Genomic DNA, 14,737 nt, shown 5'->3' on the forward strand with positions numbered 1-14,737 from the left:
AGCAAGCTCGCTCCCACATAAGGCCCCGGTGTCATCTATTTCACTTCCGGCGGCGTGGTGAACGTGTGATACGGCGCCGGCGACGGCACGCTCCACTCCAACCCTTCGGCGCCGTCCCATGGTTTGGCCGGTGCTGCGGGGCCGCCGCGGATGGTCTTGATCACGATGAACAGAAAGAAGATCTGCGTGGTGCCGAACATGAACGCGCCGATGGACGAGACCATGTTGAAATCGGCGAACTGCAGGTTGTAGTCGGGAATCCGCCGAGGCATGCCCGCCAGGCCGACGAAGTGCATCGGGAAAAACGCCATGTTCATGCCGATGAAGGACAGCCAGAAGTGCAGCTTGCCGAGGGTTTCGTCGTACATGTGGCCGGTCCACTTCGGCAGCCAGTAGTAGGCCGAGGCGAAGATCCCGAAGATCGCTCCGGGCACCAGCACGTAGTGGAAATGCGCGACCACGAAGTAGGTGTCCTGGTACTGGAAGTCCGCCGGGGCGATGGCCAGCATCAGCCCGGAGAAACCGCCGATGGAAAACAGGATCACGAACGCCACGGCGAACAGCATCGGCGTCTCGAAGGTCAGCGAGCCCTGCCACATGGTGCTGGCCCAGTTGAACACCTTCACCCCGGTGGGCACGGCGATCAGCAGGGTCGCGTACATGAAGAACAGCTCGCCCACCAGCGGGATGCCGACCACAAACATGTGGTGCGCCCAGACGATGAACGACAGGAACGCAATGGCGGCCGTGGCGTAGACCATCGAGGTGTAGCCGAACAACGGCTTGCGCGAAAACGCCGGGATGATCGAGCTGACGGCCCCGAAGGCCGGCAGGATCATGATGTACACCTCGGGGTGGCCGAAGAACCAGAACACGTGCTGGAACAAGACCGGATCACCACCGCCGGCGGCACTGAAGAAGCTGGTGCCGAAGTGGATGTCCATCAGCATCATCGTCACGCAACCGGCCAGCACCGGCATCACCGCGATCAGCAGGAACGCGGTGATCAGCCAGGTCCAGACGAACAGCGGCATTTTCATCAGGGTCATGCCGGGGGCGCGCAGGTTGAGGATGGTGGCGATCACGTTGATCGCGCCCATGATCGAGCTGATGCCCATCAGGTGGATGGCGAAGATGAAGAACGTCACGCTTTCCGGCGCATAGGTCGTCGACAGCGGCGCATAGAACGTCCAGCCGAAGTTCGGCCCGCCGCCGGGTGTGAACAGCGTCGAGACCAACAGCAGGAACGCCGCGGGCAACAGCCAGAAGCTGAAGTTGTTCATGCGCGGCAGGGCCATGTCCGGCGCGCCGATCATCAGCGGGATCATCCAGTTGGCGAGGCCGACGAACGCCGGCATCACTGCGCCAAAGACCATCACCAGGCCGTGCATGGTGGTCATCTGGTTGAAGAATGCCGGCTCCACGATCTGCAGGCCGGGCTGGAACAGCTCGGCGCGGATTACCATGGCGAAAGAGCCGCCCAGCAGGAACATCGAGAACGCGAACCACAGGTACAGGGTGCCGATGTCCTTGTGGTTGGTGGTCAGTACCCAGCGCATCAGGCCCTTGGCGGGGCCGTGGGCGTGGTCGGCGCCGGCATGACCGTGGTCATCGATCACAGCACTCATGTCCTGTCTCCTTCGAACGAGTGGGCTGGACGGCGCGGGGCAGTGAGCCCCGACCGGTTATAGGAACAAGCGTCAGGCCGGCTCATTTGCTTTCCGCCTGTTTGAGTTCCAGCACTTCTTTAGGCGTAACCATGTCGCCCTTGTTGTTGCCCCAGGCGTTGCGTTCATAGGTCACGACCGCGGCGATATCGACTTCCGACAACTGTTTGCCGAACGCCGCCATGGCGGTGCCAGGCTTGCCGTGGAAGACAAGGCTCAGGTGATCAGCCTTGGGTCCGGTGGCGATCTTCGAACCCTTGAGCGCCGGGAACATCGGCGGCAGGCCCTGGCCTTCAGCCTGGTGACAGGCCACGCAGGTGGTGTGGTAGATCTTGTCGCCGCGTTCCTTGAGCTCGTCCAAGGTCCATTCCTTGGTGGTCAGCTCCTTGAGCTGCGCGGCTTCGGCCTTGCGTTCGCCCAGCCATTTTTCATAGTCGGGCTTGCTCTTGACCTCCACCACGATCGGCATGAAGCCATGGTCCTTGCCGCACAGCTCGGCGCATTGGCCGCGGTAGATGCCGGGCTTGTCGACGCGGGTCCAGGCTTCGTTGACGAACCCGGGAATGGCGTCGCGCTTGACCGCGAAGGCCGGCACCCACCACGAGTGGATCACGTCGGCGGAGGTCACCAGGAAGCGCACCTTGGCATCGACCGGCAGCACCAGCGGCTTGTCGACCTCCAGCAGGTAATGCTCGCCCTTGGCGCTCTGGTTATGAATCTGTTCGGCGGGGGTGGTCAGGTTGCTGAAGAACTCGACGTCCTGGCCCAGGTATTTGTAATGCCACTTCCACTGATAGCCGGTGATCTGGATATCGATGTCCGACTCGCTGGAGTCGTACATCTTGATCAGCGTGGCGGTGGCCGGAATTGCCATCAGCACGAGGATCAGGAAGGGCACGATGGTCCATAGGATTTCGACGCGGGTGTTTTCGTGGAAGTGCGCGGCGTTCTGGCCGGTTGAGCGGCGGTGCATCATCATCGACCAGAACATGGCGCCGAAGACGATGATGCCGATGACCACACAGATCCAGAAAATGGTCATGTGCAGGTCGAAGACTGCGTTGCTGATCTGTGTGGCTCCAGGCGCCATATTCACAGTCCAGGCCGCTTGCGCCTGGCTGAAAATCGACCACAACAGGAGGCCCATCCATACGTGTGGATGTCGCGTCATTGCGGGTTCCCCTTATCGTTCTTGTTATCCCGTAGGCGTAAAGCCTGCGGCAAGGGATCGGCTTTTCAGACTGCTTAATTGACTCGCCGCGCCTTGCTGCACATGCAATCGGGTGTCATCAGCTAACTCCATTCCAACCCGAGTATAGACAGCACCTGCAACCTCGCAACGCGATGGCGTAAATCGTTTGAAACAGCCGGGGCTTGCGCTAGAGCCCACGAATGGAGAAGGATGCAACCTGAGTGATGGCAAACCGATATAACGGCGACGCAGCAAGGAAGGGGTGGTTATGAAAAATAGGTCTTAGGAGTCTTTTTGCGCCAGCTAAGTTATGTCATTCCTATTTCATTGCCTGTTGTTTCCTGGAGTTGTCATGAACACCGCCGCATTGCGCGAGCAGATCCAAAAAGCCCAACAACACGAAGCCGAGACCGGCCAGTTGACCCGTCAGTTGGAAGCCCAGCTGCCGCACTTGCACCGTGCCATTCAACTGCCAGACGTGAACGCCAACGATGTCCTGGCGCGTTTTGTCAGCGCCTACATCGACGAAGTGCCCGATCTGCTGGACGCGGCCAACGAAGTCGCGAGGGAGGCGGGTATCGAGTCGCAGATCAAACCGGTCCTGAAGATTGCCGAGCAGTATTTCCTCCAGCCGCCGACGATCATGGCCGGGCATGTCGGGCTCGACAGCCTGTTGGATGAAGCCTATCTGGCGCACCGCTTCGTCGAAGAGGTGAACGACCTCTACATCAAGCATTTCGGCCAGCCACTGATCCCCTTGGACATGACGGTCGCCAACCTGATCGCCCACCAGTTGATCGGCGAGGCATTTGCCAACCAGCTCGACGAAGTGGTGCATCACACGTTCGATGAGATGCTCAACGACGAAACCTTTGCGTTGGAGTCGGTGGAAGCCTATCGCGAGAAGCTCAGCAGCCCGCAGACCGGCGCGGCCTGGAAGCGCTGGCCATGCATGTCCCGTCGCTTGGGCGTAGGCCTGGAGCTGGACCAGCCAGCGGCTTGATCCAACAGGCACATATAAACCCCCTGTGGGAGCGAGCTTGCTCGCGATTGCATTGGATCAGCCACATAGCAGTTGACTGACCCAGCGCTATCGCGAGCAAGCTCGCTCCCACATTGAGTGTGTGGTGTTCATGAATCATGTGCCCTACACCCAGCTCCTTTGGGAGTGAGGTGTCAGGCAGAGGCTGCGCCAACCCCCACCGTCGTGCGCAACCGCCCTTCCAACCGACGCTTGAGCCCGCGGGATTCAATCAACAGCTTCGAACCCTTGCTGGCATTCGCCCGGCCCCATTCTTCGAGCAATTCCAGGCACGAGTGGTCGATGTAGCTCAGGTTATTGAGCGGCACATGCACCGTCGCGCCCTCGGGGATGGTGCCCAGCACTTGGGTCAACGCCGGAACCTTGAGGAACGTTGCCGCACCGACCAGTCGCAGCTCCATCTCGCCTTCCTGCGGCAAGTCGATCAGGCTGATTTTCAGGCGCGAGGCTTTCCAGGCCAGTTTCACCAGGGTCAGGCCGAAGCCGATCAGCACGCCGGTCAACAGGTCGGTGAAGATGATCGCCAATGCCGTCGCGGCGTACGTGAACATCGGCATCCGCCCATAACGACCCAGGCTGCGGAATGCCTTGAGGTCCACCAGTTTGAAACCGGTGTAGACCAGCACACCGGCCAGGCTCGCCACCGGAATGCTTTGCAGCACGCTGGACAGCAACAGCACGAAGAGCAACAACCACAGGCCATGGAAAATCGTCGACATCCGCGTGGTGGCCCCGGCCTGGACGTTGGCCGAACTGCGCACAATCACTCCGGTCATCGGCAGCGCGCCGAGCAAACCGCAGAGCATGTTGCCGATACCTTGGGCCGACAATTCCCGGTCGAAGTCCGCCCGTTCGCCGCTGTGCATGCGATCCACGGCAGCGGCCGACAGCAGGGTTTCGGCGCTGGCGATGAAGGCCACTGCGAACGCGGCGATCAACAGCGTAGGGTCGGCCAGGTTCAACAAGTCCGCCGGGCGCAGCCAGTCGATGGCCTCGGCCATGTTTTCCGGAACGTCCACACGCTTGACCTGCAAGGCCAGCAACAGGCTGGCAACCGTTGCCAGGCCCACGCCGAGCAGGGCGCCGGGAATGAAGCGCAGCGTGTGAGGACGAAACTTTTCCCACAGCCACATCACCGCAATCGTCGACAAACCGAGCAAGCCGGCCTGCCAGCCAAAGGACGGCAACGCCTGGGCGACCGCAGCAGGGAACGCTGCGAGGTTATCCAGGCCCGAAGGTTTGGGTGCCGCATCGAGCATTACATGGACCTGGGACAAGATAATCAGCACGCCGATACCGGCGAGCATCCCGTACACCACGGCGGGCGCGGTGACCCGGAACCAGCAGCCGAGGCGAAAACGCCCCGCCAGCAATTGCAGCAGACCGGCCAGCAACAGGATCGGCCCGAGCATCGCCACGCCATGCTCGCGCACCAGTTCGAAGACCAACACTGCCAACCCGGCGGCAGGGCCGCTGACCTGTAGCTTGGAGCCGGCCAGAAAACCCACCACCAGACCACCAATGATCCCGGTAATCAGGCCTTTGGCCGGTGGCAGGCCCGACGCAATGGCAATGCCCATGCACAAGGGCAGCGCCACCAGAAACACCACCACCGAAGCCAGCAGCTCCCGTGGCAGAACAGCTTTTAATTGAGCAGCACGCATGGCGACTCTCCCGAAGTTTCTTCAGGCATGGCGAGGCCCTACCGCTCTAATGGCGGCAAGGCTTGAACCATACAAGGATGATTAGGAGTGGTTAGAAGCGCGCTTTGGGCGTCGCCACCGGTATCGGATGGCTGCCATCGAGCGGCAGGAAACAGCCCTGGTCCGCATCAAAGGCTTTGATCTCGCTCGTCTCGATGTTGTACACCCAGCCGTGGATGAACAACTGGCCGCTGGCCATGCGCGAAGCCACCGAGGGGTGCGTTCGCAGGTGATGCAACTGCGCGATGACGTTTTCTTCGGTGAGGATGGGCATGGTCTGCTTTTCATCACCGCACGGGCAGTTGTCGTGGACCATGGTCTTGGCGACTTCGGCGTGGCGCAGCCAGGCCTTGACCGTCGGCATTTTTTCCAGGGTGTCGGGGTTGAGCACGGCACGCATGGCACCGCAATCTGAATGGCCGCAGACGATGATGTGCTGCACGCCGAGGGCCAGCACGGCGTATTCGATGGCGGTGGAAACGCCACCGTTCATCTGGCCGTAAGGCGGAACGACGTTACCGACGTTACGGGTCACGAACAGGTCGCCAGGAGAGCTATGGGTGATCAACTCGGGCACGATGCGCGAATCGGCGCAGGTGATGAACATCGCCCGGGGTTTCTGGGCGGTGGCGAGTTTCTTGAAGAGTTCTTCCTGCTGGGGAAAGATCTCGTGATGGAAATGCAAAAAGCCGTCAACAATGTGCTGCAGCGCTGCATCGGCGGTTTCCGCCTCGGGTTGGGCTGAAGCCGACGCAGCCAACGGCTGTTTATCCTTGTCACTCATGAATTCATCCTCTTTGAGACGCCAGTGGCTGGTTAAAAAACATCCAGGCCGAAGTGCTCGACCCGTCAGTCACTCGATGAACAAGGTAGCGGCCGAAACTTAACTCAAACTGAAATCGAAGGCTCTAGGACGCGTCCTACGAGGCGTAAACAAAGCGCCACGGATGTTTGCACCTCGCAATGTTCAAGCTCCAATTTAAAGCGAACTGTATTTAAATCAACGACATCTGTCGCCCCGGCGGACAGAAGGCTGCGCAATCGAGATCGTAGCCGTCGCGTCGCTGCATCCCCAGACGTTTAAGCGCCTTGGTGAAGCGCTGGGCCAGCAAATCCGCAAAAGGGCCTTCGCCGCGCATCCGCACGCCAAACCGGCTGTCGTAAAGCTCGCCACCCCGGCTCTGGCGCACCAGGCTCAACACATGGGCGGCGCGCTGCGGGTAGTGCGCCTGCAACCATTCTTCGAACAGCGGCGCCACTTCCAAGGGCAGGCGCAGCATGACATAGGCGGCATTCTGCGCCCCGGCGGCATGGGCTTCGGCCAGCAGGTTCTCGATCTCGCTGTCGTTGATCATCGGGATCATCGGCGCGCAGAGCACCCCCACCTGGACGCCCGCCTCGCGCATGACTTTTATCGCCCGCAGCCTGGCCTTGGGCGCCGCCGCGCGGGGTTCGAGGATGCGCTTGAGCTCATCGTCCAGCGTGGTCAGGCTGATCATCACGTGCACCAGGCGTTGTTGCGCCAGTTCGGTCAGCAAGTCCAGGTCGCGCAGGATCAGCGAACCCTTGGTGACAATCGTGACGGGGTGCCGATAGCGCAGCAGCACCTCCAGAATCCGCCGGGTGATGCGCTGCTCACGCTCGATAGGCTGATAAGGATCGGTGTTGGAACCCAGCGCGATCGGCGCGCATTGATAGCCGCGCCGGGACAATTGTTCTTCCAGCACATCGGCGGCGTTGGTCTTGGCGATCAGCTTGGTTTCGAAATCCAGCCCCGGCGACATATCCCAATAGGCATGGCTGGGCCGCGCATAGCAGTAGATGCAACCGTGTTCGCAGCCTCGGTAGGGGTTGATCGAGCGGTCGAACGGGATGTCCGTGGAGGTGTTGCGGGTGATGATGGTCTTGGCCGTTTCGATGCGCACTTCGGTGCCCTGGGTCGGCGGGACTTCCTGATACCAGCCGTCGTCCTCGGCCACCGAACGGCTCGGGGCGAAGCGGTTATGCGGGTTGGTCGCGGTGCCGCGCCCGCGCGGTGGAAGGGAGGCGGACATGGGAATACTCCGATAGCTGTATGCGCATACAGTATTCGTTGCGTTCGATTAAGGCCAGTGCCATTCGGCAGCCCATAACCTGACGAACCTTCACAACCCTTTGACGTTCTGCTCACAGGCTTTTAACCGAAACGAGCCGACACTGGACAACTCGTACCCCTTCGCCTTCGGTCGCTCGTGCATGCTCAAGCTCTGTTTCCGTTCACTCCTCTGCCTGGCCTTGTTCGTCGGGCTGGCCGAGGCATCCGCCCAAGCGGCCGATTCCACCGAGGCTCGGCCCGCTGAATGGGCGCAGCCAGTGGGAAAGGACTACAACCTCTACCAGATGTCACCGACGCTCTACCGCAGCTCGCTGCCGGACGGCGGGGCGCTGCCCTTGCTGAGCAAGCTCAGGATCGGCACGGTCATTACCTTCCTGCCGGAGTCGGACAAGCGCTGGCTGTCCACTCCCGGTGTCGAGCAGGTGCAGTTGCCCTATCGCACCAATCATGTCGATGACAGCGACATCCTCCGGGCCTTGCGCGCGGTCCAGGCGGCCGAAGCCAAGGGCCCGGTGCTGATGCACTGCAAGCACGGCTCGGACCGCACCGGGCTGGTGGCCGCCATGTACCGGGTGGTGGTCCAGGGCTGGAGCAAAGAGGACGCCTTGAACGAAATGACCGAAGGTGGCTTCGGCGACAGCCATCACTTCAAGGACGGCGTGCGCTACATGATGCAGGCCGATGTCGACAAACTCCGCGTAGCGCTGGCTAACGGCGATTGCAGCACCAGCGTCTTTGCGCTTTGTTCGCTGAAGAGTTGGGTCAACTCAACCACGACGGCGCATCATCTCGACCCTCAAGTGGTGGCTCCGTCACGATGATCGGTCGACTGCAGGAACGCGGCGATAGATTCGGACAACGGCCTTGAATCGCCCGGCCCAAGGACGTGTTGCCGAAACGCCTTGCCGGTCGTCGCGTTGAACACCCCGTCACGCTTGAACCTATTGAACACCCGCTCGGCCAGGGCAGTGCCCCATAGATAGGCATACATTTTTGCTTCGTAACCTGTCACCAGGTAGTCCAGCCCATTGGCCAGGCGTGAGTTGGCAATCACTGGCAAATGGCTTATCTGTTCACTGACCTGCTTGAATACTTGCTGGACGCTGCGCCCATCACCGTGAGTACGGTGCAACTCGAAATCAAACAGCGCATTTCGCAAGTTGCCGGCGGCCTCCCAACTGGCCTGGGTCGTGACGAGGGTGATCAGTTGATCCGCCATCTCGTCAGGCAAGGGTGCTCCGGTTTGGTGATGTGTCGATACGCGCACGAGGCATTCCTTGGAGAAGCACCACTGTTCGAACAAGCATCCGGCGAATTCGGCCGAATCGCGGGAGAGTCGATTGATCGACGAGATGTCCCGATAGTTGGCCTGGCTCAGGACTTGTTGCAAGCAATGACCCAGCTCATGGAAAAGAATGCGCAGCTGCAGATGGTCGAGCAGCATCGGATTCGCGGCTGTTCCCCGTGGCAACCAGCCATGCAGGACGGCGATGGGGCGACGGAGTTGACCTTCGGCGGTTACCTGGCGGTCGCGAATGGTCGTGGTCTGGGAGTAACCGTCCCGGCCATCGGCCACGTAGGGGTCAAAATAGATATAACCGATACACGACCCTTTTTCCGAGACTTCAAACAGGCGCACATCGGGATCCCACGTCGGCACATCCTTGCGTTCGATGAAATCCACTGCGAACAGATCCGTCGCGATTGCCAGCAGCTTGGGAAAGATAACGTCCAATGGAAACCAGGCACTCAGCGCTTGCTGTGAAGTGCCAGCCGCCTGGTGGCGGAGTTTTTCCGCAAGGTACGGGTAGTCCCAGGGTTCGGGCTCGCTGAGGCCTTGTTCCCTGGCGAAGGCTTTCAGCTGTTCGGCATCCCGGTTGAACGTGCTCTGCTGTGATTGGAGTTGCGCAGACAGGAATGCCATCACCTCTTCTGGGGACTGGGCCTGCTCCGACGCGACAGTCATCCGAGCGAAATCCGAATAACCCAACAGGTTGGCGTATTGGTGACGATCGTCCAGCAACTGCTTGAGTACCAACCCATTGTCGAACTCGCCGGCCTGCGGTCCTTGATCGGAAGCCCGCGTGCAGTAGGCCTCGTGGATTTGCTGGCGCAGCGAGCGATTGTCGGCGTAGAGGGTCACGATGCGACGTGACTCATCATCAAGGGTCAGCAACCACCCCGTTTGCCCGGCCTTGTTTGCCTGGTGGGCCATGCGCTGTTTGAATGCCGCCGGCAAGCCGCTGAGCTGGCCCTCATCGACGATGGGCAGGGTCCAGGCTTTGTTTGCAGCTTGCAGTTGCTCCCAAAAAAGTTGCTCGGCGTTGGCAATGCGCAGCTTTACCTGATTCTGGTCTGTCCCCGCCATACAGGGCAGGTTCTCGCAAAACTGCAGTAGGTTCTTCGCCAGGACTCTTCGGCGCGCCGGTTCGAAATTGTTCCCTATTTCGCTTTTCTCCAGGCGCTCGTAAAGCTGAAAGAGCTCGGCGTTTTTTTGCAGTTCAGTGCGAAAATCAATTAATCGGGTTCCACAATCAAGCGACGCCTGCTTCCAGGGTTCGCCGTCCCGGATCCCACTCAGGAGGTTGAGCAGATAGCCGAAACCTTCCAGGCGAGTGTGGATTTCATCCATCGCCAAGACCAGGTCATCCCAGGTTGGAAAAGGGGTTTGGCTGGCGATGATGTCAGCAACTTTATCTCGACTTTCGGCCAGGATTCGGTCGAGGGCGGGGGAGAAGTGTTCGGCCTGGATGTCCGCGAAGGGCGGTAGGTCGTAGGTTTGCAGCAACGGGTTTTCTACATATGACACGGCAGATGCTTCCTTTCAGTTTGGACGTGTCGGACCAGTCTGAAGAGGAAGCGATGGGACCTTGCGGTATATATGTATAGCTTTCGGGCCGGGCGGCCCGAAAGGTGATGCTGGAAATTTCAGTCGGTTTTTTTCTTCAACTTGGGGTTGGGGAAAAACTGCACCGCCTGGACTTTCGCATCGGGCGCCTTGAGCGCCGATGTGTTGACCCGAGTGCCCAATTCCTTGGGCACCGACAGGCCTTGCTCGTTGAGCGTGTCGGAATAACCACAGGCCACGCATTCGCGATGAGGCACGCCGTCTTCGTTCCACATCATCAACTTGTCCGGCTCACTGCACGCCGGGCAGACCGCCCCGGCGATAAAGCGTCGTTTGGTAATCACAGGCCCCTCGCTCATGCTGCCGCGTCCTCACTCAGGCCGCTATGGCGCAAGAGTGCGTCAATCGACGGCTCGCGGCCACGGAAGTCGACGAACAGCACCATTGGCTCCTGGGAACCGCCGCGTGCCAGGATCGCCTCGCGGAAGGCACGACCGGTGTCGGCGTTGAGCACACCGTCCTCTTCGAACTTGGAGAATGCATCGGCCGAGAGCACTTCCGCCCACTTATAGCTGTAGTAACCCGCTGCGTAGCCGCCAGCAAAGATGTGCGCAAAGCTGTTCGGGAAGCGGTTGTAGGCCGGCGGACGCATCACCGACACCTCGTCGCGCACGCCTTCGAGCACTTCCAATACGCTACGGCCGTCGCCGTGGGTGGCGTGCAGCTCGAAGTCGAACAGCGAGAACTCCAACTGGCGAACCATCATCAGGCCGGACTGGAAATTCTTCGCCGCGAGCATTTTTTCCAGCAGGTCCTGGGGCAGCGGCTCACCGGTTTCGTAGTGGCCGGAAATCAGCGCCAGGCCTTCAGGCTCCCAGCACCAGTTTTCCATAAACTGGCTCGGCAGCTCGACGGCGTCCCAAGCCACGCCATTGATGCCCGACACACCGGCATGTTCAACACGGGTCAACAGGTGATGCAGGCCATGGCCGAATTCGTGGAACAGCGTGGTGACTTCGTCATGGGTCAGCAACGCTGGCTTGCCGCTGTCGGCCGGCGTGAAGTTGCACACCAGGTTGGCGACCGGGCTTTGCAGTTCGCCGTCGAAGGTGCGACGACGATCACGGGCGCCGTCCATCCAGGCGCCGCCACGCTTGTTGGCGCGGGCATAGAGGTCGAAGAAGAAGCGGCCGACGTGCTGGCCGTTTTCCTTGATCTCGAACAGGCGCACGTCCGGGTGCCAGCTGTCGAAGCCCTTCAACTCGGCAATCTCGATACCGTACAGACGCTGCACGATGGCAAACAGGCCGCTCAGCACCTTGTCGATCGGGAAGTACGCGCGCAGGGCTTCCTGGGCGACGCTGTAACGTTGCTGGCGGAGTTTTTCGCCGTAGAAACCGCTGTCCCAGCTTTGCAGGTCGGGGCAGCCTTGTTCGGCGGCGAACGCCTTCAGTTGTTCCAGATCCTGGGCGGCGAACGGTTTACTGCGCTTGGCCAGGTCACGCAGGAAGCTGAGCACCTGGTCGCTGGATTCGGCCATCTTGGTCGCCAGGCTCAACTCGGCGAAATTGGCGAAGCCCAGCAGGTGGGCCAGCTCCTGGCGCAGGTCGAGGATCTGCTCCATCACCGGGCCGTTGTCGTTCTGGCCGGCATTCGGGCCCTGGTCCGAGGCGCGGGTGCAGTAGGCCGCGTAGACTTCTTCGCGCAGGGCGCGGTCCTCGGCGTAGGTCATTACTGCGTAATAGCTAGGGAATTCCAGATTGATCAGCCAGCCATCCAACCCTTTGGCCTGGGCGGCTGCAGCCATTTGCGCCTTGGCCGAATCGGTCAGGCCGGCGAGGGCGGCTTCGTCGGTGACGTGCTTGGTCCAGGCCTGGGTCGCGTCGAGCAATTGGTTGGAAAAGCGGCTGCCCAGCTCGGACAACTTGCTTTGCACGTCGGCGTAGCGCTTCTGCTGCTCGGGCGGCAGGTCGATGCCCGACAGGCGGAAATCGCGCAGCGAGTGTTCCAGGATGGTTTTCTGCGCCACGTCGAAACCGGCCGCCTCGGGGCTGTTCGCCAGGGCTTCGAACGCTTGGAACAACTCACGGTTCTGGCCCAGTTCGGTGGAGTAGGCACTCAGCGCCGGCAGGCACGCCTCATAGGCTTCGCGCAATTCCGGGCTGTTGCGCACGGCGTTCAAGTGGCTCACCGGGCTCCAGGCCGCGCCGAGGCGATCATTGAGCTCATCCATCGCCAGCACCAGGCCGGCCCAGGTAGGCTGCTTGACTTGAGTCTTGAGGATTTCGGCGATGGCGGCACGGTTGTCAGCCAGGATCTGCTCGATGGCCGGTTGCACGTGCTCGGCACGGATCGCCGAGAATGGCGGCAGGTCGTAGGGCTGCAAAAGAGGGTTGTTCACGCTCACGGTTGACACCTTCGCTGGAAGAAACATGGGCCCATCTTAATTACAATCGACCTTCACCGCAGCTAGCAGCGCCTATCACCCGATAAGAGAGAGCCTATCGTGACCCTTCGCACGTACCAGAATCACAGCCCGAAGCTTGCCCTTGGGGCTTTTGTCGACAGCACCGCGGTGGTGATCGGCGACGTCGAAATCGGCGAAGACAGCTCCGTCTGGCCGCTGACGGTCATTCGCGGCGACATGCACCGCATCCGCATCGGTGCGCGCACCAGCATCCAGGACGGCTGCGTGCTGCACATCACCCACGCCGGCCCGTTCAACCCCGACGGCTTCCCGTTGCTGATTGGCGACGACGTGACCGTCGCCCACAAGGTCATGCTCCATGGCTGCGCCGTCGGCAGCCGGATCCTGATCGGCATGGGCAGCATCGTCATGGACGGCGCGGTGGTCGAGGACGACGTCATCATCGGCGCTGGCAGCCTCGTGCCGCCGGGCAAGCGCCTGGAGAGCGGTTTCCTGTACGTCGGCAGCCCGGTGAAACAGGCCCGGCCGCTGACCGACAAGGAGCAAGCGTTCTTCACCTACAGCGCGGCGAACTACGTGAAGCTCAAGGATTTGCACTTGGCCGAAGGCTACGACCAACCTTGATGGGGTCGTCACCGTTCTTACTTGTTTGATTCATCGTGGCGAGGGAGCTTGCTCCCGCTGGGCCGGTCCGACGCTTCGGGCGCAGCAGACCCATTTTTTGTGAGCGCTTCGCGCTCAAGCGGGAGCAAGCTCCCTCGCCACGGCTCCGCTGAATTGACGCCACTGCCAGGATCGCCATGCACTACCAAACCATACTCTTCGACCTCGACGGCACCCTCACCGACCCACGGGAAGGCATCACCCGTTCGATCCAATTCGCCCTGGGCAAACTGGGCATCGACGAACCCGATCTCACCCGCCTCGAACACTTCATCGGCCCGCCGCTGTTGCAAGCCTTCATGCAGTTCTATGACTTCGACGAAGCGAAAGCCTGGGAAGCGGTGAACTTCTATCGCGAACGCTTCAAAGTCACCGGCCTGTATGAAAACCGCGTATTCGACGGCGTCATGCCCCTGCTGGAAACCCTCGGCGGCCAAGGCCGGCAGCTCTACATCGCCACCTCCAAACCGTGGATCTTCGCCCGGGAAATCGCCCGCCACTTCGACTTCGCCCGGCACTTCAAAGTGATCTACGGCAGCGAACTGGACGGCACCCGCACCAACAAAGTCGAGCTCATCGCCCACCTCCTGGCCGAAGAAAGCCTCGACCCGGCCAACACCCTGATGATCGGCGACCGCAAACACGACCTGATCGGCGCCCGCAGCAACGGCCTCGACGCCGCAGCGGTGGGGTATGGGTTCGGCAGTTTCGAAGAACTGAACGCAGAAAACCCGGTGCACCACTTCCAGACACTGGACGAGATGCACCGGGCGTTCCTGCGAACCTGAAAACTAAAGCCAGCGCAAACCCGTGGCGAGGGAGCTTGCTCCCGCTGGGCTGCGCAGCAGCCCTAAAAATCTTGCGGTCGCTGCGCAACCGAGCGGGAGCAAGCTCCCTCGCCACGGGGTTTGATGGTGCGGCGGCTATTGTGGGGCGACGTTATCCAACGCCCGGTTAGCCAGCAACGAACCCAGCTCGATCAATTGCTGGATCTCAAAAAGCGTGGCGAGGGAGCTTGCTCCCGCTGGCCTGCGAACCGGCCCCAAAATCTTGCGGTCGCTGCGCAACCGAGCGGGAGCAAGCTCCCTCGCCACGGGGT

Annotated in this window: 12 protein-coding genes; 4 read left to right on the top strand and 8 right to left on the bottom strand. The window is 60.9% G+C overall.

Features of this window, described 5'->3' with window-relative positions; all coding sequences use genetic code 11:
• Positions 1 to 35 precede the first annotated feature (35 nt).
• Together ctaD and coxB are read right to left on the bottom strand one after the other, a co-directional pair.
• A complete protein-coding gene (gene ctaD / locus FHK92_RS17060; protein WP_181289088.1) occupies positions 36 to 1,628 on the bottom strand; it encodes a cytochrome c oxidase subunit I in 1,593 nt (530 codons plus the stop codon).
• Between the two features lie 82 nt (positions 1,629 to 1,710).
• A complete protein-coding gene (gene coxB, locus FHK92_RS17065) occupies positions 1,711 to 2,838 on the bottom strand; it encodes a cytochrome c oxidase subunit II (RefSeq protein ID WP_181289089.1) in 1,128 nt (375 codons plus the stop codon).
• A gap of 373 nt (positions 2,839 to 3,211) precedes the next feature.
• On the opposite strand from coxB, the gene FHK92_RS17070 reads away from it, so the two are divergent.
• Positions 3,212 to 3,862, top strand: coding sequence for a hypothetical protein (locus FHK92_RS17070; RefSeq protein ID WP_181289090.1), 651 nt, complete (start codon positions 3,212 to 3,214; stop codon positions 3,860 to 3,862).
• 173 nt (positions 3,863 to 4,035) lie between these two features.
• Here the strand turns inward: FHK92_RS17070 and FHK92_RS17075 are convergent, their stop codons facing one another.
• The 3 genes from FHK92_RS17075 to FHK92_RS17085 form a co-directional block, all read right to left on the bottom strand.
• The gene (locus FHK92_RS17075; protein WP_181289091.1) at positions 4,036 to 5,565 is read right to left on the bottom strand and encodes a SulP family inorganic anion transporter; all 1,530 of its coding nucleotides are present in this window, start codon (positions 5,563 to 5,565) and stop codon (positions 4,036 to 4,038) included.
• Positions 5,566 to 5,656: 91 nt separating this feature from the next.
• Entirely contained in the window at positions 5,657 to 6,388 is a 732-nt protein-coding gene (locus FHK92_RS17080; protein ID WP_030139152.1) for a carbonic anhydrase, read from the bottom strand.
• A gap of 211 nt (positions 6,389 to 6,599) precedes the next feature.
• Entirely contained in the window at positions 6,600 to 7,658 is a 1,059-nt protein-coding gene (locus FHK92_RS17085; RefSeq protein ID WP_181289092.1) for a PA0069 family radical SAM protein, read from the bottom strand.
• 181 nt (positions 7,659 to 7,839) lie between these two features.
• On the opposite strand from FHK92_RS17085, the gene FHK92_RS17090 reads away from it, so the two are divergent.
• Positions 7,840 to 8,520 carry a phosphatase domain-containing protein gene (locus tag FHK92_RS17090; protein ID WP_181289093.1) on the top strand — a complete coding sequence of 227 codons (681 nt, stop codon included), beginning with the start codon at positions 7,840 to 7,842 and terminating at the stop codon, positions 8,518 to 8,520.
• Here the strand turns inward: FHK92_RS17090 and FHK92_RS17095 are convergent.
• The 3 genes from FHK92_RS17095 to prlC all read right to left on the bottom strand — a co-directional run bounded on the left by FHK92_RS17095 (position 8,496) and on the right by prlC (position 12,954).
• The gene (locus FHK92_RS17095) at positions 8,496 to 10,508 is read right to left on the bottom strand and encodes a M3 family metallopeptidase (protein ID WP_181289094.1); all 2,013 of its coding nucleotides are present in this window, start codon (positions 10,506 to 10,508) and stop codon (positions 8,496 to 8,498) included. The two genes, FHK92_RS17090 and FHK92_RS17095, sit on opposite strands and share 25 nt — an antisense overlap.
• Positions 10,509 to 10,627: 119 nt before the next feature.
• Complete coding sequence (locus FHK92_RS17100) at positions 10,628 to 10,906, bottom strand: YheV family putative zinc ribbon protein (protein ID WP_018600854.1); 279 nt, start codon at positions 10,904 to 10,906, stop codon at positions 10,628 to 10,630.
• The gene (gene prlC, locus FHK92_RS17105; RefSeq protein ID WP_309109610.1) at positions 10,903 to 12,954 is read right to left on the bottom strand and encodes an oligopeptidase A; all 2,052 of its coding nucleotides are present in this window, start codon (positions 12,952 to 12,954) and stop codon (positions 10,903 to 10,905) included. Before prlC ends, FHK92_RS17100 begins: the two co-directional genes overlap by 4 nt.
• Positions 12,955 to 13,053: 99 nt before the next feature.
• Between prlC and FHK92_RS17110 the strand changes: the two genes are divergently transcribed.
• Positions 13,054 to 13,599, top strand: coding sequence for a gamma carbonic anhydrase family protein (locus tag FHK92_RS17110; RefSeq protein ID WP_181289096.1), 546 nt, complete (start codon positions 13,054 to 13,056; stop codon positions 13,597 to 13,599).
• A 176-nt stretch (positions 13,600 to 13,775) separates the two neighbouring features.
• Positions 13,776 to 14,426, top strand: a complete 651-nt coding sequence (locus tag FHK92_RS17115) for an HAD family hydrolase (RefSeq protein ID WP_181289097.1) — start codon at positions 13,776 to 13,778, stop codon at positions 14,424 to 14,426.
• The last annotated feature ends 311 nt before the right edge of the window (positions 14,427 to 14,737 follow it).

It is taken from the genome of Pseudomonas brassicacearum subsp. neoaurantiaca (genome assembly GCF_013608025.1).
GTDB lineage: Bacteria > Pseudomonadota > Gammaproteobacteria > Pseudomonadales > Pseudomonadaceae > Aquipseudomonas.